This window comes from Salinigranum sp. (assembly GCF_041641895.1).
Taxonomy (GTDB): domain Archaea; phylum Halobacteriota; class Halobacteria; order Halobacteriales; family Haloferacaceae; genus Salinigranum.
Genome location: NZ_JBEPXO010000005.1, coordinates 18,977 through 41,595, shown reverse-complemented (window position 1 = coordinate 41,595; position 22,619 = coordinate 18,977). Strand labels below are relative to the sequence as shown.

The 22,619-nt window shown below is 70.1% G+C and carries 23 protein-coding genes; 15 read left to right on the top strand and 8 right to left on the bottom strand.

What is annotated here, in order from left to right:
• Both ACESK5_RS01860 and ACESK5_RS01855 read right to left on the bottom strand, forming a co-directional pair.
• A complete protein-coding gene (locus tag ACESK5_RS01860) occupies positions 1–156 on the bottom strand; it encodes a hypothetical protein (protein WP_372909845.1) in 156 nt (51 codons plus the stop codon).
• Positions 157–377: 221 nt separating this feature from the next.
• Positions 378–1,019: an adenylate kinase gene (locus tag ACESK5_RS01855; protein ID WP_372909844.1), complete on the bottom strand. Its 642-nt coding sequence runs from the start codon at positions 1,017–1,019 to the stop codon at positions 378–380.
• A gap of 243 nt (positions 1,020–1,262) precedes the next feature.
• On the opposite strand from ACESK5_RS01855, the gene ACESK5_RS01850 reads away from it, so the two are divergent.
• The 9 genes from ACESK5_RS01850 to ACESK5_RS01810 all read left to right on the top strand — a co-directional run bounded on the left by ACESK5_RS01850 (position 1,263) and on the right by ACESK5_RS01810 (position 12,109).
• The gene (locus tag ACESK5_RS01850) at positions 1,263–2,258 is read left to right on the top strand and encodes a YeiH family protein (RefSeq protein WP_372909843.1); all 996 of its coding nucleotides are present in this window, start codon (positions 1,263–1,265) and stop codon (positions 2,256–2,258) included.
• A gap of 50 nt (positions 2,259–2,308) precedes the next feature.
• Positions 2,309–3,646, top strand: coding sequence for an MFS transporter (locus tag ACESK5_RS01845; protein WP_372909842.1), 1,338 nt, complete (start codon positions 2,309–2,311; stop codon positions 3,644–3,646).
• A 101-nt stretch (positions 3,647–3,747) separates the two neighbouring features.
• Entirely contained in the window at positions 3,748–4,158 is a 411-nt protein-coding gene (locus ACESK5_RS01840) for a hypothetical protein (RefSeq protein ID WP_372909841.1), read from the top strand.
• Positions 4,159–4,358: 200 nt separating this feature from the next.
• Positions 4,359–4,853, top strand: a complete 495-nt coding sequence (locus tag ACESK5_RS01835) for a universal stress protein (RefSeq protein WP_372909840.1) — start codon at positions 4,359–4,361, stop codon at positions 4,851–4,853.
• Positions 4,854–5,005: 152 nt separating this feature from the next.
• The gene (locus ACESK5_RS01830; protein ID WP_372909839.1) at positions 5,006–7,231 is read left to right on the top strand and encodes an amino acid permease; all 2,226 of its coding nucleotides are present in this window, start codon (positions 5,006–5,008) and stop codon (positions 7,229–7,231) included.
• 56 nt (positions 7,232–7,287) lie between these two features.
• On the top strand, positions 7,288–8,208 hold the full coding sequence (locus tag ACESK5_RS01825) for an alpha/beta fold hydrolase (protein WP_372909838.1): 921 nt from the start codon (positions 7,288–7,290) through the stop codon (positions 8,206–8,208).
• Between the two features lie 34 nt (positions 8,209–8,242).
• A complete protein-coding gene (locus tag ACESK5_RS01820) occupies positions 8,243–9,481 on the top strand; it encodes an MFS transporter (protein WP_372909837.1) in 1,239 nt (412 codons plus the stop codon).
• A 263-nt stretch (positions 9,482–9,744) separates the two neighbouring features.
• Positions 9,745–10,785, top strand: coding sequence for an AIR synthase family protein (locus ACESK5_RS01815; RefSeq protein ID WP_372909836.1), 1,041 nt, complete (start codon positions 9,745–9,747; stop codon positions 10,783–10,785).
• A gap of 34 nt (positions 10,786–10,819) precedes the next feature.
• A complete protein-coding gene (locus ACESK5_RS01810; protein ID WP_372909835.1) occupies positions 10,820–12,109 on the top strand; it encodes a hypothetical protein in 1,290 nt (429 codons plus the stop codon).
• A gap of 19 nt (positions 12,110–12,128) precedes the next feature.
• Here ACESK5_RS01810 and ACESK5_RS01805 read toward each other — a convergent pair whose 3' ends face one another.
• Complete coding sequence (locus ACESK5_RS01805) at positions 12,129–13,112, bottom strand: alpha/beta hydrolase (protein ID WP_372909834.1); 984 nt, start codon at positions 13,110–13,112, stop codon at positions 12,129–12,131.
• 338 nt (positions 13,113–13,450) lie between these two features.
• On the opposite strand from ACESK5_RS01805, the gene kynU reads away from it, so the two are divergent.
• Positions 13,451–14,713 carry a kynureninase gene (gene kynU, locus ACESK5_RS01800; RefSeq protein ID WP_372909833.1) on the top strand — a complete coding sequence of 421 codons (1,263 nt, stop codon included), beginning with the start codon at positions 13,451–13,453 and terminating at the stop codon, positions 14,711–14,713.
• Positions 14,714–14,731: 18 nt separating this feature from the next.
• Here the strand turns inward: kynU and ACESK5_RS01795 are convergent, their stop codons facing one another.
• From ACESK5_RS01795 to ACESK5_RS01785, 3 genes are all read right to left on the bottom strand, one after another.
• Positions 14,732–15,457 carry an SDR family NAD(P)-dependent oxidoreductase gene (locus ACESK5_RS01795; protein WP_372909832.1) on the bottom strand — a complete coding sequence of 242 codons (726 nt, stop codon included), beginning with the start codon at positions 15,455–15,457 and terminating at the stop codon, positions 14,732–14,734.
• An 81-nt stretch (positions 15,458–15,538) separates the two neighbouring features.
• Positions 15,539–15,946 (bottom strand): desampylase, encoded by a 408-nt coding sequence (locus ACESK5_RS01790; protein ID WP_372909831.1) that lies wholly within the window; start codon positions 15,944–15,946, stop codon positions 15,539–15,541.
• Positions 15,933–16,559, bottom strand: a complete 627-nt coding sequence (locus tag ACESK5_RS01785) for an NUDIX domain-containing protein (RefSeq protein WP_372909830.1) — start codon at positions 16,557–16,559, stop codon at positions 15,933–15,935. Before ACESK5_RS01785 ends, ACESK5_RS01790 begins: the two co-directional genes overlap by 14 nt.
• A 172-nt stretch (positions 16,560–16,731) precedes the next feature.
• Here ACESK5_RS01785 and ACESK5_RS01780 point away from each other — a divergent pair, with 172 nt between their 5' ends.
• Positions 16,732–16,968 carry a hypothetical protein gene (locus ACESK5_RS01780; protein WP_372909829.1) on the top strand — a complete coding sequence of 79 codons (237 nt, stop codon included), beginning with the start codon at positions 16,732–16,734 and terminating at the stop codon, positions 16,966–16,968.
• On the opposite strand, the gene ACESK5_RS01775 is transcribed toward ACESK5_RS01780, so the two are convergent.
• The gene (locus tag ACESK5_RS01775) at positions 16,965–17,378 is read right to left on the bottom strand and encodes an Lrp/AsnC family transcriptional regulator (RefSeq protein WP_372909828.1); all 414 of its coding nucleotides are present in this window, start codon (positions 17,376–17,378) and stop codon (positions 16,965–16,967) included. The genes ACESK5_RS01780 and ACESK5_RS01775 overlap by 4 nt on opposite strands.
• Positions 17,379–17,476: 98 nt before the next feature.
• Here ACESK5_RS01775 and carA point away from each other — a divergent pair, with 98 nt between their 5' ends.
• The 4 genes from carA (at position 17,477) to ACESK5_RS01755 (ending at position 21,630) form a co-directional block, all read left to right on the top strand.
• A complete protein-coding gene (carA, locus tag ACESK5_RS01770) occupies positions 17,477–18,550 on the top strand; it encodes a glutamine-hydrolyzing carbamoyl-phosphate synthase small subunit (RefSeq protein ID WP_372909827.1) in 1,074 nt (357 codons plus the stop codon).
• 191 nt (positions 18,551–18,741) lie between these two features.
• Positions 18,742–19,512: an enoyl-CoA hydratase/isomerase family protein gene (locus ACESK5_RS01765; protein WP_372909826.1), complete on the top strand. Its 771-nt coding sequence runs from the start codon at positions 18,742–18,744 to the stop codon at positions 19,510–19,512.
• 1 nt (position 19,513) lies between these two features.
• Positions 19,514–20,665: a pyruvate dehydrogenase (acetyl-transferring) E1 component subunit alpha gene (gene pdhA / locus ACESK5_RS01760; protein WP_372909825.1), complete on the top strand. Its 1,152-nt coding sequence runs from the start codon at positions 19,514–19,516 to the stop codon at positions 20,663–20,665.
• On the top strand, positions 20,665–21,630 hold the full coding sequence (locus ACESK5_RS01755) for an alpha-ketoacid dehydrogenase subunit beta (RefSeq protein ID WP_372909875.1): 966 nt from the start codon (positions 20,665–20,667) through the stop codon (positions 21,628–21,630). Before pdhA ends, ACESK5_RS01755 begins: the two co-directional genes overlap by 1 nt.
• Positions 21,631–21,648: 18 nt before the next feature.
• Here the strand turns inward: ACESK5_RS01755 and ACESK5_RS01750 are convergent, their stop codons facing one another.
• The gene (locus ACESK5_RS01750; RefSeq protein WP_372909824.1) at positions 21,649–22,572 is read right to left on the bottom strand and encodes an N-acetyltransferase family protein; all 924 of its coding nucleotides are present in this window, start codon (positions 22,570–22,572) and stop codon (positions 21,649–21,651) included.
• Between the last annotated feature and the right edge of the window lie 47 nt (positions 22,573–22,619).

The following is a 22,619-nucleotide window of genomic DNA, read 5'->3' as shown; positions in this document are numbered from 1 at the left end:
TCAGCGGAGTCGGGCCCGGTACAACGCAGTCGTCGTGGCCAGCGCGTCGTACGTCGCTGTGGCGTCGGCCAGCGTCTCCGGGACCGTCTCGACCGTCGCGGCCGGCGACGTGATGGCGGCGGTGACGGCTTCACGTCCCCGTTCGGAGAGGGTCACCGGCGTCACCTCGAAGACGACGTCATCCTCGCCGACCTGTTCGACCGGCTCCGCCCACGGGTTGTGTGGACGAGGAACCGGTCACCGTGGACCGTGAACGTCCAGTACGTCTCCCCCTCGAAGCGGAGGGAGTCCTCGTCGACAGTACGCGCGTCTGCTGGAGGGAATCTGCATCTCGCGCTTCGGACCCGGGTCAGAAGAGCGGTCGACCGGTGCGGGCGTTACTCGTCGTCGACGGCGTCGACGATATCGTCGAACACCTCGTCGGGCGTCCCCTCGCCGTCGATTTCGACGAGTTCGCCGCGCTCGCGGTAGTGCTCGACGACGGGTTCTGTGTTCTCGCGGTAGACGCGGAGGCGCTCGCGGACCGTGTCCTCGGTGTCGTCGTCGCGCTGGACGAGTTCGCCTCCACACTCGTCGCAGACGCCGTCCTCCTCGGGCGGGCTGAACTCGACGTGGTAGTTCGTGCCACACTCCGAGCAGATCCGGCGCCCGGTGAGGCGGTCGACGAGTTCCTCCTCGCTCACGTCGAGGAACAGCGCCGCGTCGAGGGCGGTGATGTCCGAGAGGTACTCCGCCTGGTCGAGGTTGCGCGGGTAACCGTCGAGGACGTAGCCATCGGCCGCCTGCAGCGCGGTCTTGACGATCTCGTTGACGACCGCGTCGGGGACGAGTTCGCCCGCCTCCATGTACGCTCGCGGGGTGTCGAACTCGGTGTCCATGTGGGAGATGTCCATGTCCTTGTTGCCGCGGAGCGCGTCGCCGGTCGTGACGTGTTCGAGGTCGAACTCGTCGGCGAGTCGCTTCGACTGGGTACCCTTACCGGCGCCCGGCGCGCCCAGAAGGAGAATGTGCTTGCTCATATCTCCCCCGACCGACTCCGGGCTTAAAGAACTAAAGAATCCGTTCTGCCGCGTCGTCGTGACGAGAGAGCGGCCGACGCGACGACTCACGGACACGAGACGCGTATACGGGCAAACTCAGCTGGTTCTATCGGCGTCTCTCGGACCTCGTCTCGGTTCGTCGGCGTTCTAGCAGCAGCTTCTGCCGCTACCTGCGACGCGAACCGACACGTTCAGCACCCACCGCCTGCGTGAGTGCGGTGTATGCGGTCGTTCCTCGCGTCGCTCCGTGCCGTCGCGCCCGGCGTCGCACTCCTCGTCACGCTCGCGCTCGTCGCTCACGGCGTCGCCGGCGTCGTCGGCACCAGTCCGTTGCTCGTCGCCGTCGCGTTCGGTGCGCTCGTCGGCAACGCCTTCGAACTGCCCGCGCGTTTCGAGGCGGGTACCGGGTTGCACTCGCGGTTCCTCGACGCCGGTATCGTGCTCCTGGGTGCGAACGTCGTGGTGGGCCAACTCCTGGACGCGGGCGCCGTCGTCCTCGGACTCGTCGTCGGCGTCGTCCTCCTCGGACTCCCACTCGGCGAGGTGCTCGGCCGGCGCCTCGGCCTCGACGCGACTCCCTCCTCGCTGCTCGCTGCCGGCGCGAGCGTCTGTGGCGTCTCCGCGGCGACGACCATCGCGGGCATCCTCGACGCCCGTGCGGAGGACCTCACCCCCGTCGTCGCGGCCATCCTCGTCTTCGACGCGGTGACGCTCGCGGCCTTTCCCGTCCTCGGGGGACTGCTGGACCTCTCCGCACGGCAGTTCGGCGTCTGGGCGGGACTGAGTATGTTCAGTACCGGCCCCGTCACCGCCGCCGGGTTCGCGTACGACCCCGTCGCCGGGCGGTGGGCGACCGTCACGAAACTCACTCGTAACGCCTTCCTCGGGGTGGTGGCGCTCGTCTACGTCGTCCGGATCACCCGGCAGACGGGACCGGACCGGGCACGCCTGACTCACCTCCGGGCGGGCATCCCCCCGTTCGTTCTCGGCTTTCTCGTCCTCGCGGCGGCGGCCAGTGCGGGCGTCATCGGCCCGGACCTCGTCGGGCTGGCCGACCGTGGCTCGACGGCGCTCTTCTCGCTCGCGTTCGTCGGCCTCGGCCTGGACATCCGTCTCTCGGCGATGCGACGAGTCGGCGTCTCGCCGCTGGTGGCGCTCCTCGGCCACCTGCTGGTCGTCAGCGTGGTGACGCTCGCGGCCGTCCTCGTGTTCCTCTGAGGTCCGGCGAGTCGACAGCCATTTGGGTCGCTTGCCTGTTGGTCGGAGTGATGAGTCGCCTCCCCCGCCGCTGGCTGGTCGTCCTCGTCGCCGCGCTGGTGATGGGCGGGGGCGGCACCTACCAGTTCGTCTGGTCGTCGGTCAGCGGCGTCGTCGGCGCTCGCTTCGGCGCCTCGGCGCCCGCGCTCGGCACCGTCTTCACCCTGTTCGTCCTCACACAGACGCTCACTCAACTCCCGGCGGGACGCATCCGGGACCGATACGGGCCGCGGAACCTCCTGCTCGTCGCCGCCGTCTGTCTCTTCGTCGGGTACGCCGGCGTCGGCGTCGCCCGCTCGTTCCCGCTCGTCGCCGCCGCGTACGCCGTCGGCGGCGTCGGCTCGGGCATCGCCTACACCGTCGCCGTCAACACGCCCGTGAAGTGGATTCCCGAAGACGGCCGTCGGGGACTGGCTACCGGCCTCGTCACGATGGCGTACAGCGGGACGAGCGTCCTGTTCATCCCGCTCCTCCGCGGGTCGCTCGACGACGCGTTCACCACCACGCTCCTCGCACTGGGTGCGGTGGTCGGCGTCGGTGGCCTGCTCGGCGCGTGGGCCGTCCGCGACCCCGCCCGGTTCGAGACGACTCGCAGAGCCGACACCGACGGGGGGAGAGACGAGTCCGACTCGGAGACGGGAGGCGCTCCCGACTCCCCGAGGCCGGGTGGTTCCGATTCGACGACACCGGACGACTCGGCCCCCGAGAGGGCGGAGCAGGACCCATCCTCCGGTGTCGGCTGGCGCACCGTGGTCCGGACGTGGCAGTTCTGGGTGCTCTACGCGGTGATGGTCGTCGTGAACGGCGTCGGCCTCATGCTCGTCGGCCAGTCCGTCGGCTTCACCACCGGACTCGACCTCTCGGCGTCCGTCGCGACGACAGTCGCCTCGGCTATCGCCCTCGCGGACGGGGCCGGCGTCCTCGTCGTGAGCGGCCTCTCGGACCGCTTCGGCGGCGAGCGGACCGCGGGCGTCTCGCTCGTCCTCTGTGGCGTCTCGCTCGCGGCCGGCGTCTTCGTCGGGGCGCGTGGACTCGCCGCCCCCTTCGTCCTCTGTGTCGCCGCCGCCGCCTTCTTCCGGAGCCCCGTCTTCGGCATCTTCCCGACGCTCGTCGCCGAGTACTACGGCGCGGCGCGCTCCTCGGAGAACTACGCCGCCGTCTACACCGCGAAGGTCCCCGGCGGCGTCGTCGGCGGCACCGTCGCGGGCGCACTCGTCGTGACGCTCGGCTGGTCGCAGTCGTTCTATCTCGGTGCGGGCCTCCTCGTCCTCGCGGGACTCGGGACGCTCGTCCTCCGCCCCGTCAGAGTCGACGCGGCGGGGCGGACGGGGACCACCGCGAACGACTGAGAACCCGGGCCCGCGAACTCACGGGCGGCGCGGTCAGCCCGGCGACGACGACGCCACGCCGGAACGCCATCGGTTTGTGTCCCGGCGTCGTCGGGTCGAGTATGACTCGCTTCGACGCCGACACGCCCGCGGAACGCCGAAAGCTGTTCGCGGAGGCCGTCACGGCACACCGCACCCGGGGTAGCGCCTTCCTCACGGTCGAAGTCGACGCCGACCCCGACGTCGACGGCACCGACGACGACGACCCTCTCCCCGGCCCGTGGGTCCAGTTCTCCGAGAAGACGTTCAACCTCGACGTGACCGACGACGAGCGGGCCCGACTCGAGGCGCTCCTCGAACAGTTCCGCGAGTTCCGCATCGACGAACTCTCCTCGCCGGAAGAGAGCGAAGGGACGAACGTCCGCATCACCGCCCGGTCGGACGCCAACCGCCTCGCGGCGTTCGTCGACCACGTCTTCCAGCACGTCTACGACCGCGACGAGGACTACCGGGCGTGGGTCACGCAGATATAGCGTCCGCGTCTCGGGTGCGACACCGCGCCCCCGGCCGGCGCGCCGCGAACTCGCGACCGGCCCCCGTGAGAACTCGACACACACTGGGTCGGAGGGGAACGACCTAAGACACATGCCCACATAGCGCCCGTCAATGACTCCGAGACCGAGCGACAGACAGTGGCAACTCGTACGACCCGTCGACCCGGGGGGACCAGGGCATGGATGACGAGACACCCCCGTCCGACCTGCTCTCCGCCGCGTTCGTTCCAGTCGCGAGCGTCGAGGACGCCGAAATCACACTCGACGCCGTCCTCGACCGCGTCGCCGCCGCCGGCGGCCGGATGACCGTCGCTCACGTCGTCGAGAAGGCCGGTGGGGCGCCCGACAAGGCCTCGATGGAACAGCGCGAGGGACTCGCCGAGGAGGCGTTCGACCTCGTCCGCGACCGTGCCGCGACCGCGGGCGTCGACGTCGAGACCGAACTCCTCTACGGCACCGACGTCGCCGAGACGCTGGTCGAGGGGGCACACGAGGCCGGCGCGTCGGCAATCGTCTTCACACCCCGCGGCCACAAGTGGTGGTGGGACCTCTTCAGCGAGGACGTCGCGGACGCGCTCGTCCACGAGAGCGACCTCCCCGTGGTGGTGTTGCCGAGTCCGCCCGCGGATGCCGACGACGGAGATGCGGTCACCGGGGACGCAGAAGATGAGTGACGCGGCCTCGCTACGCGGGACGGCTCACGCGGCGGTGAGCGGGGATGTGGATTCGGCCTCTTCGTCACCCTCGGCGGCTCACACGGCGGTGAGCGGGGATGTGGATTCGGCCTCTTCGTCACCCTCGGCGGCTCACACGGCGGTGAGCCAGGATGGGTGACGAAGAACTCGCCAAGGACCTCGGCCCCCTCGCCGCACTGACCATCGGCGTGGGGACCATGATCGGGGCCGGCATCTTCGTCCTCCCCGGCACGGCCATCCAGCAGGCCGGCTCGTTCGCCATCGTCTCGTTCGTCGTCGGCGGGGCCATCGCCCTCCTGACGGCGCTCTCCGCCTCCGAGCTCGGGACGGCGATGCCGCGCTCCGGCGGGGCGTACTTCTACGTCAACCGGGCACTCGGACCGCTCTTCGGCTCCGTCGCCGGGTGGGCGAACTGGATGGGGCTGGCGTTCGCGAGCGCGTTCTACATGGTCGGCTTCGGCCAGTACATCCAGAACATCCTCGGGCTTGGAGTCATCAACCTCGGCATCGTCGCCGTCGACCCGGTCAAACTCGTCGCGCTCGCCGGCGCGGCGCTGTTCGTCTTCGTCAACTACGTCGGCGCGAAGGAGACCGGGAAGCTCCAGAACGTCATCGTCGTCATCCTCGTCGCCATCCTCGCCGTCTTCACGTTCGTCGGCGCGCTCCGCGCGGAGCCGTCGAACCTCCCGCCGAGCAACGGGTTCGGCCCGATGATTACGACGACGGGACTCATCTTCGTCTCCTACCTGGGCTTCGTCCAGATCACCTCCGTCGCCGAAGAGATCAAAGACCCCGACCGGAACCTCCCCCGGGCCGTCATCGGGAGCGTCGTCATCGTGACGCTCATCTACGCGCTCGTGCTCGTCGTGATGAGCGCCGCGGTCGAACAGGGGTACATCGCTCAGCAGGAGGCCGCAGGCAACATCGCCGTCGTCGAGGTCGCACGACTCCTCCTCGGCCCCGTCGGTGCCATCGCCATGCTGTTCGGCGGCCTCCTGGCGACCGCCTCCAGCGCCAACGCGAGCATCCTCGCCTCCTCGCGGATCAACTTCGCGATGGGTCGTGACTCCATCGTCACGCCGTCGCTCAACGAGATTCACCCCCGGTTCGGGACGCCGTACCGTTCCATCGCTATCACGGGTGCGTTCATCCTCGTATTCATCGTCCTCGCGCCCATCAACACGCTGGCGACGATGGGGAGCGTGCTCCATCTGGTCATATACGGGTTGTTGAACATCGCGCTCATCGTGATGCGTGAGGCCGACGCGGCCGAGTACGACCCGTCGTACACCGTCCCGCTCTACCCCATCACGCCCATCGTGGGCTCCATCCTCTCGTTCGCGCTCATCGCGTTCATCGAACCGCGCATCACCGTCGCGTTCAGCGCGGCGTTCGTGGTCTTCGCGGCCGTCTGGTACCTCGGCTACGCACGCTCGCGGACCACGAAACAGGGCGTCCTCTCCGAGTACATCCTGAGCCGCTCCGACGAGATGCCCGAGGCGGCCGTCTCCGCGGCCACGAGCGTCCAGCCCGACGGCGGGCAGTACCGCGTGATGGTGCCGCTGGCGAACCCCGGCCACGAGAAGGACCTCATCACGCTCGCCTCCGCGATCGCCAAACAGCGGGGCGGGACGGTCGTCGCCACCCACATCGTCCAGGTGCCCGACCAGACGGCGCTCGAATCCGCACGCCAGCAGGACGACTTCGACGCCGCCCGCGGCCTCCTCGAACAGGCCCGCCAGGACGCCGAGACGTTCGGCGTGAACGTCGAGACTCACACCATCCTCTCGCACCGCTCGTTCGAGGAAATCTTCGACGCCGCCCGGACGTACGACGCCGACCTCACGGTGATGGGGTGGGGACCAGACGCACACGGGTCGCCCGGCCGCGCCGAGTCGGCCATCGACGAACTCGCTCACTCCCTGCCGTGTGATTTCCTCGTGATGAAGGACCGCGGCTTCGACGCCTCTCGCATCCTCGTCCCGACCGCCGGCGGCCCCGACTCCGACCTCTCCGCGGAGGTGGCGGCGATGCTCCGCGACGAGTACGGCTCGGAGATCGACCTCCTGCACGTCGCCGACGACGTCGCCGCCGGCGAGGCGTTCCTCGCCGAGTGGGCCGACGAGCACGACCTCTCGGACGCGAACCTCGTCGTCGAGAGCGGCGACGTCGAGGCCGCAATCGCTCGACACGCCGAGGACGCGTCGCTGCTCATCATCGGTGCCACGGAGCGTGGCCTGCTCAGCAGGCTGGTCCGTGGGTCGCTCGTCCTCGACGTCCTCTACGAGGTCGACTGCTCCGTCCTCCTCGCCGAGCGGAAGAACAAGCGGAGCCTCCGCGAACGGCTGTTCGGGTAGCCACGCCCCCGGTCTCCTTTCCGTGACTATTTGACCGTGACCTCCCACCCTCCGGTATGTCCCGCTCTTCACGTTCTGCGCCCGAGGGACTCACCGCGGCGAGCGTCGGCCTCGGCGTCGACGCCGAGAGTCGGTACGTCGACGTCGGCGACGCCACCCTGCACACCGTCGTGGCCGGTCCCGAGGACGGCACGCCCGTGCTCCTCCTCCACGGGTTCCCCGAGTGCTGGTACGGCTGGCACCGACAGGTCGAACCCCTCGCCGACGCCGGCTTCCGGGTGCTGCTGCCGGACCAGCGCGGCTACAACCTCAGCTCCAAACCGGGCGACGTCGACGCGTACGGCATCGACTACCTCGCGGGCGACGTGGCCGGTCTCCTCTCGGCGCTCGGCCACGACGAGGCGCGCGTGGTCGGTCACGACTGGGGTGCCGCCGTCGCGTGGTGGACGGCGCTGCACCACCCCGACCGGGTGTCACGGCTAGTCGCCGCGAACGTCCCGCACCCGACAGTGTTCCGCCGCAACCTCACGCGGAACCCGCGCCAGCAACTGAAGTCGTGGTACGTCCTCTTCTTCCAGCTGCCGTCGGTGCCCGAGCGCCTCGCGCGCCTGAACGACTGGGCGCTTCCCACCCGTGCCCTGCGCGACTCCGCGCGGCCGGGAACGTTCTCGGCTCGGGACGTAGAGCGCTACCGGACCGCGTGGTCCCAGCCGGGCGCGTACGCGGCGATGGTGAACTGGTACCGCGCCATCGTCCGCGAACGACCGGAGCCGAGGACGACACGGGTCGGCGTCCCGACGCGCATCCTCTGGGGGGCCGGCGACCAGTTCCTCGAACGGCAGATGGCCGAGGAGAGCCTCGACTTCTGCGACGACGGGTCGCTCCGGTACTTCGAGGAGGCTACCCACTGGGTCCAGCACGAGGAACCCGAGGCCGTCGCGGCGGAACTCGTCGCGTTCTGTGCGGGCGACGAATGAGAACGCTCAACAGTTCGCCCGGCGAACGGCGTTCGTGTTCGAGCGCCTCGCTGGTGACGACGCCTCCGTCCTGGCCGACCGGGGATTCCAGGTGGTCCTGCTCGCGAGCGTCGCCTCCCCGCTCGGCGCGAGCGTCGTCTCGCCGATTCTCGACTCGCTGACTGGCCCGCTCGGCGTCAGCGAGGCACGCGTCGGTCTGCTCATGGCCGTCTTCACCGCGCCCAGCATCCTGTTGATTCCCGTCGTCGGCGTCGTCTCCGACCGCCACGGCCGCAAACCCGTCCTCGCGACGGGACTCGCGCTGTTCGGACTCGCCGGTGTCGCCATCTCGCTGACGACGGACTTCACCACCGCGCTCGCCCTCCGACTGCTCCAGGGGGTCGGCTACGCCGGCATCGCACCGGTCCTCATCGCCAGCGTCGGCGACCTCTACCGGGGCCCCCGAGAGGCGACCGCACAGGGACTCCGGTTCACGACCGTCGGTGCCTCGCTGACGGTGTTTCCGCTCCTCTCGGGACTCCTCGTCGGGGTGGCCTGGCAGGCTCCCTTCTTCCTCTACGCCGTCGCGCTCGTCGCGAGCCTCGTCGTGGTGGTGGCGTTCGAAGAGCCGGGTCGAGGACGCCGGACCGACGGTGGCGGGGACGGCTGGAGCGTGAGCGCGCTCGTCGAACTCGCTCGCCGGCCGGCCGTCGCGGCGACGCTCGCCGGCCGGGCCGTCCCGTCGTTCCTCTGGTTCGTCTTCCTCACGCACAACTCGCTGCTCGTCGTCAGAGTGCTCGGTGGGACGGCCGCGCAGGCCGGTGTGGTCGTCGCGCTCGCCAGCGCCGCCTCCTCACTCGGCGGGACGCAGGTCGGTCGACTCACCGCTCGCTTCGACTCGCGGCGGCTGCCACTGCTCGGGTCGCTCGTGGCACTCGCCGTCGGGGTCGCGGCGGTCGGCAGCGCCCCGTCCGTCGTCGGCGTCGGCGTCGCCGCACTCGTCGCCGGGACGGGGTTCGGCGTCGTCCTCACGCTGTACCGGAGCACGCTCTCCGCAGTCGCTACGGACGACGTTCGTGGCGGCCTCGTCAGCGCCGGCGAGTCCATCGGACGGGTCGGGAGTACCGCCGCGCCGGTCGTGCTCGGTGTCGCAGTCGCCGCGACGAGGGCGGACGTCGGGTTCGCGGCCGCGGTCCGCCTGTCGACGGTGGCGTCGGCCGTGCTCGTGACCGTCGTCGGCGTCGGTGCGGTGGTCCTCGCGACGCGCGGTGACACCCGTGAACCCAGTCCGTAACTATAGTTCACTATTGTCGGGTTCGGTCGAATACCGACCAAACTTAGTGAGATTCATATCCCTCGGGTGACGAGTCGGCGATGGCGTAGGAGACGGACACCCACTGTTGGTCCACGGGGATACCGGGAGACCTGCGCCCTTCATGAGCGAAGCAGGACGAGGGCGGGACACCCCCCGCTCTCGGCCATCTCCTTAGACCACGAGGGCGTCGACTCGCTCCCGGAGAGCGCCACGACTTTGACCACCGCCCCGTCAGTGGAGCCATGGACGCGGACCTCGGCAAAGTCGACGCGGCGTTCTTCTCCGAGTACCTCTACCCGAACCTCGGAGCCGACCGCGACGACGTGACGCTCGGGCCGACCCACGGCGTCGACTTCGGCGTCGTCGACGTCGGCGACACGGCGCTCGTCGTCGCCACCGACCCCGTCTCGGTCCTCCCGCGACTGGGCTTCGACCGCGCCGCGCGCTTCGCGCTCGACATCGTCCTCGCGGACGTCGCCGTCTCGGGCCTCGCACCCACGCACCTCACCGTCTCGCTGTCGCTCCCGCCCGACTTCGGCGACGACGACTTCGCCACCTTCTGGGAGGCGTGGAGCGACGAGGCCCGGGACCTGGGCGTCGCAATCGCCGCGGGCCACACCGCCCGCTACTCGGACAGTTCGTTCCCCTGGGTCGGCGCCGCGACTGCACTCGCGGTCGGCGATCACGACGACGTGGTCCGGCCCGACGGCGCCCGTCCGGGCGACGACCTCCTCGTCACGAAGGGGCCGGCCGTGGAGGCGACGGGGTTGCTCACGTCGCTGTTCCCCGACGAGGTGCCGCTCTCGGGCGACGCCCTCGACACCGCGCAGTCCCGTCTCGACGAGGCGGGTGCGGTCCGCGACGCACGGGCGGTCGGCGAGGCCGCTCGCGGCGGGGTCCACGCGATGCACGACGCGACCGAGGGCGGCCTGCTGGGTGCGTTCTTCGAGATGGCCGGTGCCGCGGGCGTCCGGTTCGACGTCGACACCTCGCGGGTGCCGTGGCGTCCCGGGGTGCGGGAGGCGGCCGACGCGCTCGGGTTCGACCCGTGGACCGCCACCACCGCCGGAACGCTCGTCGTCGCCGTCGACCCGACGCGCACGGACGAGGTTGTCGACGCCCTCGAGCGACGGGGGACGCCCGTCGGCGTCGCCGGGACTGTCCTCGACGGGGAGGGGGTCACCCTCGATGGCGAGTGGGCGGCGCAGCCACAGGGGGACTCCTCGTGGCCGGTGTACGCCGCGCTCGCCGAGCGGGCGGGCGCGGACGACCGACAGACATAGACCGTTCCCGGGTCTGCGCTCGCCTACACCCTCCATGCCCTCCCTCTCACGCAGGACGTTCCTCGCCGGCCTCGCGGGCGTCGGGTCGACCACGCTCGCGGGGTGTGCGTCGCTCCCGCCCGGTCCGACCGACGGACTCACGCTCGCCCGGACGCGCCGCATCGGAGTCCCCGAGACGAGTCGGCCGTACCGCACGCCGACCGAGGCGCACGTGCTGGCGACGCGGGCGCACCTCGACGACCTGGTCACCGCGGCCGAACCGCTGTTCGCCGCCCTCCCCGACGGCACTCTCGGCGACCACACCGACCTGGACCTCCGACTCGGAATCCGCGAGGCCCGCGGCCTGCTGACCGAGACGGCCGACGACCCCGCGAGCGCAGACGCGTACGGCTCGTACCTCGCGGACGTCCCGTACGCGGGCGGTGCACTGGGCTTTCTCCAGTCGTGGCACGGTCACACCGACTTCGAGACCGAGCGCAACCGTCTCCGCCGGATGCGCGGAGCGATTGCCGAGACGGCGAGCGTGTTCGACTACCGCTGTGCCGACCCGCGTCGGCTACTGGCCGGTGTCGGCTGGGCCGAGCGGTGGCTGTACTTCGCCGACGTCGCCGACGTCGGGCCGCAAGAGTTCCCGGACGTCGATGGGCGCGTCGAACTGGCCGACCGAGTGGGACGGCTCCGCCACCACGCAGCGAAGATGCGCCGTGACCTCCGCTCGGGCCGGTACGTCTACCGGGCGTACGACGCCACCCGGTCGAAAGACCCCGACCCGTTCGCCGACGCGCTGGCGTCCAACCGCCAGACGGTGCGGGAGCGTCTCCGCTCCGTCGCTGTCGATCGCGAGACGGTCGAGCGACGTGCCGAGGCGGCCGACGACCCCGCGCTGGAGACGTTCTGGCACCGGGCCGCCCGTGGGGCGAGCGAGGCGACGGTGGCACGGTCCCGCGCCGAGCGCCACCTCGAGCGGGGCCGCGGCGTGCTGGCCGCCATCTCCGTCGCACGGGCCGTCTGCGGGTTCGAGGGGTATCGCGCGGCGGCAGCGACCGGCGAGGACGTCGCCACCGACCCCGCACCGGCACGCCTGTTCGACGCGAAGCGCCGGGCAGTCCGGGCGCTCGAATCGGCCCGCCGCGACGACGACCCGTTCCGTTCCTGGCTCCTCGACGTCCCGGCCGGCCTCGTTCGACAGGGCGACGGTTCGTTCGAGAACGACCTGCTCGACAGCGACGCCCAGCGACGGGCGTCCGCGCTCGCGTACTACCGTCGTGCCGCGGGTGCGGCGACGGCCGGCGGCGAGGTAGCCGAGACGCTGGAACGGCGGTGACCCCTCACTCGACGCCCGGTCACCCGTCGGTCCCGTCGAACGCGAACCCTCCTCGGAGCACGTCCGCCACCCGGCCGAGCGCGGCGTCGGCGACATCGACGTCGGCGGCGAGGCTCAGGAACCCGTGCGGCATCGCCGGTTCGTGGTCGTGTCGGGTCGGAACGCCGGCCTCGGTGAGTGCCGCCGCGTAGGCCGCCCCCTCGTCACGGAGCGGGTCGAACCCGGCCGTCACGACGAGCGCGGGCGGGAGACCGGCGAGGGAGTCGGTGCGGAGGGGTGAAACGAACGGGTTGTGTCGGTCGACCGGCGAGCGGAGGTACGTCTCGTACGCCCAGGCGATGTCGCGGCGGGTGAGCAACGGCCCGTCCGCGCGGTCGTCGAGCGAGGTGGCCTCGAGGCCGCTGTCGAGCATCGGATACAGCAGGAGCTGTCCCTCGACGTCGACGTCCAGACCGCCGAACTCCCGTGCGTACAGGCAGGTGGACGCGGTCAGGTTGCCGCCGGCACTCGTGCCACCGACCGCTACCCGGGTCGGGTCGGCACCGAGCGCCGCCCCGTGTTCGCCGACCCACGCCACGGCGGTCACGCAGTCGTCCAGTCCGGCGGGGAACGGGTGTTCGGGCGCGAGGCGGTAGTCGACGCTCACGACGACCCGCCGGGCACGGCGGGCGAGGCGGCGACAGACCTCGTCGATGGAGTCGAGCGTCCCCAGCGCCCACAGGCCGCCGTGGAAGAAACAGAGCGCGGGGAGCGTCTCACCCGGTGCGGGGTGGTAGACTCGAAGGGGGAGGTCGCCGTCCGGTCCGTCGATGGCGACGTCGGAGACGCGTTCGACCGTCGGCGGGTCGGTCGGTCCGAACAGTTCGTCCTCGAGACGGCGGGCGCTCTCGACGGAGAGCGCCGACCACCCGGGGAGGCCGAGGCTGGCCGCCTCGTCGACGACCTGTCGAACCTGAGGGTCGAGTTCGTCGGCCGCCCCGGCGTCGGTGTCGGCGTCGGTCATACGGGGTGCGTGCGCCGAACCGACAAAACAGCCACGGCGTCGAACGACCGTGTCGCGTGTGGACGGTGACTCGGCCCCACACTGACTCGGCAGCGTACCACCCGCACGTCGTGCGGTCAGTCCCGGCCGCTTCACACCGCCCGGGCCACCGTTCAAATACGAAGCCGCGGCCACGGGGACCTGTGACGTAACGCGGACCGCACGGTGGGACGCGGGTGTCCGGCACGACACCGTGCGGCCGACGAGTGCCGGCTGTTCGCCCGCTCCGACGGGTAGTGACGCGGCCGTCACCCCGGTCTAACACCAAGCTACTTCGGCGTTGCCGCCGCAGACGGGTCATGGACGAGTCCTCCCTCGCCGACGCTCGCGAGCGCGACGCGGCGGACCCGCTCGCCGACCTCAGAGACCGGTTCTATCTCACCGACGACCTGTACATGGACGGCAACTCGCTCGGCCTCCTCTCCGAAGACGCCGAGGAAGCCCTCGATAGAGTGGTGAGCGAGTGGCGTGACCTCGCCATCCGCGGGTGGACCGACGCCGACCCCGACTGGTTCACCTACGGCGAGCGACTCGGCGCCCGCGTCGCACCACTCGTCGGCGCTCGCGAGTCCGAGGTGGTCGTCGCCAACTCGACGACGGTGAACATTCACACCCTCGTCGGGACGTTCTACGACCCCGACCGAGGGTCGAAGATAGTCGTCGACGCGCTCGACTTCCCGACCGACCACTACGCCATCCGCGCACAACTCCGCGCCCGCGGCGTCGACCCAGACGAGGCGCTCCGGGTCGTCGAGAGCCGCGACGGGCGCACTATCGCCCGCGAGGACGTCCTCGACGCTATCGACGACGACGTCGGCACGGTGTTTCTCCCGTCCGTGCTCTACCGCTCGGGGCAGCTCTTCGACGTCGCGGCCATCACCGAGGCAGCACACGACGCTGGCGCGCTGGCGGGCTTCGACCTCGCACACTCCGTCGGAGTCGTCCCGCACGCGCTCGCCGACGCTGGCGTCGACTTCGCCGTCTGGTGCCACTACAAGTACCTCAACGCCGGTCCCGGGGCCATCGCGGGGCTGTACGTGAACGAGCGACACTTCGGCGTGACGCCGCACCTCGCGGGGTGGTGGGGGAACAACAAGGAGACGCAGTTCGACATGGCGATGGCGTACGACCCGGCGCCGAACGCGGGCGCGTTCCAAATCGGGACCGTCCCCGTCCTGGCCGCGGCCCCACTCGACGGCGCACTGGACGTCCTCGACGACGCCGGCGGGGTCGGCGCCGCCCGCGAGAAGTCGCTGGCGCTCACCGACTACCTCGTCGACCTCGTGGACGCACGACTCCCGGCGTGTGACGTCGGTACGCCGCGCGCGCACGAAGAACGGGGTGGGCACGTCGCCATCGAACATCCCGAGGCGGCGCGCGTGTCGGAGGCGCTCCGTGACCGTGGGGTCGTCGTCGACTACCGCCCGCCGAACGTCGTCCGCGTCTGTCCCGCGCCGCTGTACACGCGCTTCGAGGACGTCTGGCACGTCGTCGACCACCTCGAATCGGTGCTCGACGAGCGCGTCTACGAGGACTACTCGGTCGGCGGCGGCGTGACGTGAGCGGCGCCTCGACGGCCCTCACCAGTCGAGGACGCGCCGGTTCCGCCAGAACCGACCCGAGGGAGCGCCGGGTCTGAAGCGACAGAGCAACACCGGCGTCTCTGCCCCCTCTTCGACCGACTTCGACGCCTCCTCGCCGCCCATATCGGTCCGGACCCAGCCCGGACAGACCGCGTTGGCGACGAGGCCGTCGTCGCCGTACTCGCCGTCGAGGTAGACGGTAAGTCCGTTCAGACCGGTCTTCGAGATGCGGTAGCCGGGCGACCCGCCGCTCTGTCCCTCGCCGAGCGCGCCCATCCCCGACGAGAGGTTGACGACGCGACCGCCGTCGGTCTGCAAGAGGAGCGGCACCGCGTGCTTGCAGAGCAGCATCGGGCCGCGGAGGTTGACCGCGAGTGCTCGGTCGAGTTCCTGCGTGGACGCGGCGACGATGTCGCCGTCCGCGTCCATGACGCCCGCGTTGTTCACGAGGACGTCGAGCCGCGCCTGTTCCTCGAAGATGCCGTCGACTGCGGCCTCGACGTCGCCCTCCTGGGTCACGTCGAGGAGGACGCGCTCTGTCCCCTCGGGAACCTCGTTGTCGATGCTCCGACTCCCCGCGTAGACCGTCGCGCCGAGGTCACGCAGTTGCCGGGCGATTTCGGCGCCGATCCCCCGATTGGCACCCGTCACGAGCGCGACTTGCCCGTCGAGCGAGTCGTACAGCGGGGGGTCGTTCACGTCACCGACGTCTCCGTCACTCATACCGGGTCGGTCGGGGCCGGCAGGCAAAGGCGTTTCACTCCACGTCCGGTCGGCCGTCACGACACTCCGTGGCGGGGGCGGCTACGCCACTTCGACACGCAACGGGTCGAACCCGTCGCCGGTCCACCGCCACGCGTCGATGCGCGACTCGGGGAGGGAGACGATACAGTAGACGAACCCCGTCCAGGTCGCGTCGGACTCGTCGGTCGCGCTCGGTCGGGGCGGCCCCCGTGGGTGGGAGTGGTAGAAGCCGAGGTGGTCGCCGGCGTCCTCCACCCGTTCGATGGCGTCGACCGTCGCAGCCGGGTCGAGTTCGTACCGCGTCTCCGGCGTCGACGAGACGTTCGGGACGGGTTCGGCGCGCGTCACTCGCCCGTCCGCTCCGCCGAGGACGCCACACACCTCTGCGGGCGCACCCACTCGCGCGTGGTCGAGCAGGCGCTCGGCGAGCGCCGACTCGAAGACGAGGTCGGGGTCAGGCGAAGTCACGCCGCATCGCGATTTCGAACCACGGACAGAGTCGGAGCTGTCGGTACCACGCGGGGTGGTCGTGGAGGTGGTCGTAGTCGACCCAGAGCATCCCGCCGATTTCCTCCTCGTCGGGGTCGAGTGTCGTCTCCTCGAGCGTCACCTTCAGCACCGCACACACCTCCCACTCGAGGCCGGCGTTCTCGTAGTAACGTTTGTACTCGAACTTGTCCGTGACGCGCAGGTCGTCGTACTGGTCCGGAGTGACGCCGAGTTCCTCCTCGAGGCGCTGTCTCGTCGCGTCCTTCTGGCTCTGTCCCTCGACCGGGTGGGAGGCGACCGTCCCGTCCCAGTGGGTGTCCCAGAGGCGTTTGGTCGGCGCGCGCTGTGCCAGGAGGATGCGTCCCTCGTCGTCGAAGACGAGACAGGTGAACGCGCGGTGGCGGACGCCGTCGCCCGTGTGGGCTTCGAGCCGGTTGACGAGTCCCTGCGACTCGTCGTTCTCGTCGACGGCGATGACCTCCTGCCGTGCGTTCTTGTGAGGCGTCTCCGCCCCGGCACCCGCGGCGGACTCGGCCGATTCGGTCTCGGGGTCCGACTCCGTGGAGGCGGACCGACCCTCGTCGGTACTCATACACGTGTTGTGCGGAGAGGGGGGTCAAGGCCTCTTCGGTGCGCGGCGAGGCCGGCCGCCGGTGCGAGTCGGTCGACGCGCGCTGCCGCCTCACCCGTTGCTCTCTGACTCGCAGAATCAACGCTGATATTCGAGGGCGAACGGTTATGTCAGGTGCTGCCCTGCTCCGAGTATGGTACTCCGACACCGCGCTGTCCACCGACTCACCGGTCTCATGGTCCGCTGGGGAATGCTCGACCACCCGTACGGACAGGAGTACGTCAGAGAACGCTACACGGTGACTGGCCGCCGCCGCTCCGACTCGGCGTTCGAGTCGGGCCGTGACACCCCACGACTCGGGGCGGGTCTCGTCGTCGCCGCACTGGTCCTCGCGAGTCTCTTGGCGACCGGTCTTCTGGTCTCGTTCTAGCCGAGACGCTCGTCGAGGATGAGCCGCGTCTTGGTGCTCTTCACCTCGTCTAGCTCTCGCGCACGCGTGATGAGGTCGTTGACGGCGGCGGTGTCCGCCGTGTCGACGATGAGGACGATGTCCTGCTCACCCGACACCTGCCAGACGAAGTCGACATCGTCCCACTCGGCCATCCGCTTCGACACCTCGCTCGTGTTCACGTCCACCGCCACCGACACCTCCACCATCGCCTTGATGTTCCCCGTGCGCGTGGCGACGGTGAACCGTTCGATGACGCCCTCGTTCGTCATCCGGTCGACGCGGTTCCGCACCGTGCCCTCCGACGTCCCGACGCGGTCGGCGATCTCGGTGTACGGCGTCCGGGCGTCCCGTCGGAGGATCGAGAGGATCTCGTGGTCGAGGTCGTCCATACCGGGGGTAAGACCGTGTCACCTCTTACCGATTACGAATTTCGTAACTCGGCTTCGAAAGCAAGGCTTATTATGCTCTCCTACATGTGATTCTCGTAATGTCGGACGCCTATCTGGCACTGGAGGACGGTCGCGTCTTCGAGGCGCGTGGCCGTGTTCCGGGGCGCACCCGTGGCGAGCTAGTGTTCACGACCGCATACACCGGTTACGAGGAGAGCCTGACCGACCCGTCGTACGAGGAGCAGGTCCTCACCTTCTCGTACCCACTCATCGGTAACTACGGCGTCCGAACCGAACGGTTCGAGTCCTCGCGGGTCCACCCGCGCGCCGCCATCGCTCGCGAGTTCACCGACGAGGTCGTCGAGTGGCTGGACGACGAGTCGGTGCCGGCCATCGACCATCTCGACACGCGCGAGGTCGTCACCAGCGTCCGCGACCAGGGCGCGATGAAGTGCGGTATCGCCGTCGGCGACGACGTCACGCCCGAGGACGCGAAGGCGGAACTGGAGCAGTGCAAGGGGATGTCCGAACACGTCGACATCGGCAAGCAGGTCAGTACGCCCGAGCCGAAGTTCTTCGCGGGTGAAGAGGGTGGCTCCGATGTGACGGTCGCCCTCGTCGACTGCGGTGCGAAGGGGTCAATCACGGACTCGCTCGTCGCCCGCGGCGCGGACGTCCACCTCCTCCCGTACGACGCTTCGGTAGAACAGGTCGCAGCGACCGACGCGGACGTGCTGTTCGTCTCGAACGGCCCCGGCGACCCCGAGAACTTCGAGGCGGCGCAGGCGCTCGTCGAGCACTTCGCCGGCGACCTCCCCATCGCGGGCATCTGCCTCGGTCAGCAGGTCGTCGCCAACGCGTTCGGCGGCGCGACGGAGAAGATGACGTTCGGGCACCGCGGCGTCAACCAGCCGGTGCTCGACCTGGAGAGCCAGAAGGTCGTCATGACCACGCAGAACCACGGCTACACCGTCGCCGACCCGGGCAACCTGGAGGTGACACAGGTGAACGTCAATGACGACACCGCCGAGGGTCTCGAACACGAGGAGATGAACGTCCTCACCCGGCAGTACCACCCCGAGGCCAACCCCGGCCCGCACGACTCGCTCGGCTTCTTCGACGACGTGCTCGCGATGGCCGCGGACCAGAAGAAGCCCGCGCTCGCGGACTGATCCGCGCTCCGCGTCGTATCCCCTTCGCTCCGTTCTTCGTGTTCTCGCTCGGCCCAGAGCGACGGCCTTCGACGTCGAACGCGACAGACACCGACACTCCTGTTCGGAGTCGTACGTCAGCGGCGAGTAGTGTGCTGTGGCACCACCCCGCATATTGATGTGAGGACGGGCCGTCTTCGGCCACGCTCGCCATGCACGTCGAATTCGAACACCTGACCGTCGAGACGGAGGGACAGATCGCCCACGTCACCCTCGACCGAACCGAGCGGCTGAACGCCTTCCACTACGACGGCGTCCGGGACCTCGACGCCGTCTCGCAGTTGCTCGCCGACGAGGAGGACCTTCGACTGGTGACCATCCAGGGTGCCGGCCGGGCGTTCTGCACCGGCATCGACCTGAAGGACCTCTCGGCCGACGAAATCGACATGAGCTACCACCGCCCGTGGGAACGGGCACTCCGTCGGTTCGAGACGATGGAGCCGCTCGTTCTCTGTCTCATCCACGGCTACGCGCTCGGGGGTGGGCTCCAGCTGGCGCTCGCCTGTGACGTCCGCGTCTGCACCCACTCGGCCGAGATGGGGCTGCCGGCCATCAACGAGAGCATCATCCCGGGGCTCGGCACCCTCCGGCTCCCACGCTACATCGGTCTCGGGCGGGCGAAGAAGATGGTCATCCTCGGGAACAACGTCGACGGCGACGAGGCCGAACGCATCGGACTGGTCGACCACCTCGTCGACGAGGAGACGATGCAGGAGGAGTTCGACGATCTCGTCGAGCGGTACATGCGGGTCAACTCACAGGGGGCGCGTCTCTCGAAGCAGGCGATGCTGACCTGTTTCGACCAGGACTTCGACGCGTTCCTCGACCGCTACCTCGACCTCCAGACGGAGGCGATGACCGGCGAGGACTTCGAGGAGGCGACGGCCGCCTACCGCGAGGACCGTCAGCCCGAGTGGCAGTAGGATGCGCGAGACGGCCCGCCCCGACGACGCGCGCGCGCCGACGGTCGAGGGGCTCTCACAGACGGACCTCGCAGTCGAGACGTACCGGGTGGTCGCGCCGGACGGCACCGTCGATGCCGAGGCGGTGCCAGACCTCTCCGACGAGCAGTTTCGCGACCTCTACCGGTGGATGGTCCTCCAGCGGACGTTCGACGACCGCATGACGAAACTCCAGCGTCGAGGACAGCTAGGGACGTACGCGTCGGGTCGCGGTCAGGAGGCCAGCATCGTCGGGAGCGCGTTCGCCCTCGACGACCGCGACTGGATCTTCCCGTACGGACGGGAGGCGGGTGCGCTGCTGATGCACGGGCTGTCGATGCGGGACCTCGTCATGTACTGGCGGGGCATCGAGGACGCCTCGCGCATGGAGGGGGCGAACGTCTTCGGCGTCGCCATCGCCATCGGCTCGCACGTCCCGCTCGCGACGGGGAAGGCCTGGGGAATGCAACTGGACGGCGACGACACCGTCGCGTTCGCCAACCTCGGCGACGGTGCCACCTCGACGGGCGCGTTCCACGAGGGGCTCAACCTCGCAGGCGTCCTCTCCGTCCCCGCGGTGTTCTTCTGCCAGAACAACCAGTACGCCATCTCCCTGCCGTTCGAGGAGCAGACCGGGGCCGACACCGTCGCCCAGAAGGCGCTCGCCTACGGCGTCGACGGCATCCGGGTCGACGGGAACGACGTCCTCGCCGTCTACAACGCGGTGGCGACGGCGCGGCGGCGGGCGCTCGAAGGGCGCCCGACGCTGGTCGAGGCCGTGACGTACCGGCGGGCGGCCCACACGACGAGCGACGACCCCTCCCGCTACCGCGAGGACGAGGAGGTCGACGAGTGGGCCGACCGCGACCCGCTCGACCGCTACCGCGAGTTCCTCGCCGGCCGTGACCTCCTCTCCGACGTCGACGAGGAGGCGGTGCAGGCGGACGTCGACGACCTGTTCGACGAGGCCGTCGCCGCGGCCGACGACTACCCCCACCGGGACGTGGAGGAGGTGTTCGCGCACCTCTACGCGGAGCCGACACCCGAACTCGAACGCCAGTTGCGGTGGTACCGCGAGTTCCTCGAGACGCACCCCGAGATGAGCGAGTACATCCACCAGCGGGAGCGTGGATGATGAAGGCGACCATCGTCGAGGCGGTCAACGACGCGCTCCACACGGAGCTGGCTCGCGACGACCGGACGCTCGTCTTCGGTGAGGACGTCGCGCGGTCCGGGGGCGTCTTCCGCGCCACGGACGGACTCCTCGACGCGTTCGGCGCGCAGCGCGTCCGCGACATGCCGCTCTCGGAGATCGCTATCGTCGGGGCCGCCGTCGGCCTCGCGACCCACGGCTACCGACCCATCGCCGAGATACAGTTCTCGGGCTTCCTCCCGCCCGCGTTCGACCAGCTCGTCTCGAACGCCAGTCGCATCCGCTGGCGCACTCGCGGGCGACTCACGGCCCCGATGGTCGTCCGGACGCCGTACGGCGCGGGCGTCCGGGCGCTCGAACACCACTCAGAGAGCCTCGAAGCCGCCTACGCGCACGTCCCGGGTCTGAAGGTGGTCGTCCCGTCGACGCCGTACGACACGAAGGGGCTGCTCGCCGCCGCGATTCGCGACCCCGACCCCGTGCTGTTCATGGAACCGAAACGCGTCTACCGGTCGTTCCGCGCGGAGATTCCCGACGAAGCCTACACGGTCCCGCTCGGGGAGGCCGCGGTCAGGCGGGAGGGGACGGACGTGACTGTCGTCTCGTGGGGGGCGACGATGCATCCGACGCTGGAGGCCGTCGACGCCGTCGACGCGAGCGTCGAGGTGGTCGACCTCCGCTCTGTCTCGCCGTTCGACCGCGAGACGGTCGTGGAGTCGGTCAAGAAGACCGGTCGCTGTGTCGTCGTCCACGAGGCGGCGAAGTCGGGGGGCTTCGGCGCGGAGGTGGCGGCGACTGTCGCCGAGGAGGCGCTCGTCTACCTCGAAGCCCCGCTCCGACGAGTCACCGGGTTCGACACGCCGGTCCCCCTGCTGGCGATGGAGGACTACTACCTGCCGCACCCGCCGCGCATCGCGGCGGCCATCGAAGAGACGGTCGAGTTCTGAACGACGCGAGGGCTCGACTCAGGCGAACCGCGTCTCGTCAGTCAGGTCCGCCGCCAGCACGAAGTCGGGTTCCTCGGCGACGGCGACCCGGGCGGCGGCGACGTCGCTGACGTGGCGGGCCGTCTCGGGGACCAGCACGCGGGTTCGGTCGGCACCGCGCTCCCCGGCGTCCCGTGCGATTGCACGCAGGAGCGACTCGCACGCCTCGGGGCCGTCCCACGCGGCGACGCCGTACTCGGCGAGCCGAACCGACTCGCCGTCGTCGCCCACGACGTCTGTCTCCCGCGTCCGGAACGCCACGCCGCGCGTCCCCCGTCGGGCGAGGACGAACAGGCCGTCGTCGGCCGCCGCCTCCTGCAGGGTCTCGCGCGTGAGTTCGCACAGCGCCCACGACTCGGTCGTCGAGAGCGTGAGGCCCCCCAGATGCGACCGCGCGTCGCTGTCGGTCCAGAACCGCCACGCCGCCGCGGGGTCCGCACTCTCGGTGAACTCGGGCGTCGCCGTCTCGTCGGGCGTCGGGTGTGCCCACCGGAACTCCGTGACGGCCTCGAAGCCGTTCGCACGGGCGTGTCCGAGACCCATCACGTTCCACGAGAACACCATCCCGCGGGCGACGGTGGCCCCCTGCTCGCGCGCCCACGTCTGTGCCGCCCGACTGAGCGTCGACCCGACCTCCGCTCCACGGACGTCGGCATCGACGCGCAGTCCCTGGGTCCACGCCTCGTCGACGGAGAGCAACACCGCCTGAATCAGGCCGACGACGCGACCGTCCGTCTCTGCGACGAACGTCCGCTGGTCGGGACCGTCGGTCCGGACCCACTCGTCGAACACCCGCGGGATGTAGTCGCCCACCTCGCGGTCGGCCCAGGTGTCACGCGTGAACGACTCGACGGCCGCCGCGTCGCTCGCGCGTGCCTGTCTGACGGTCACCGACGCGTTCATGCACACGTACTCCACACCCGCAGCGTGCGCTGGCGGTCGGTGTTGGC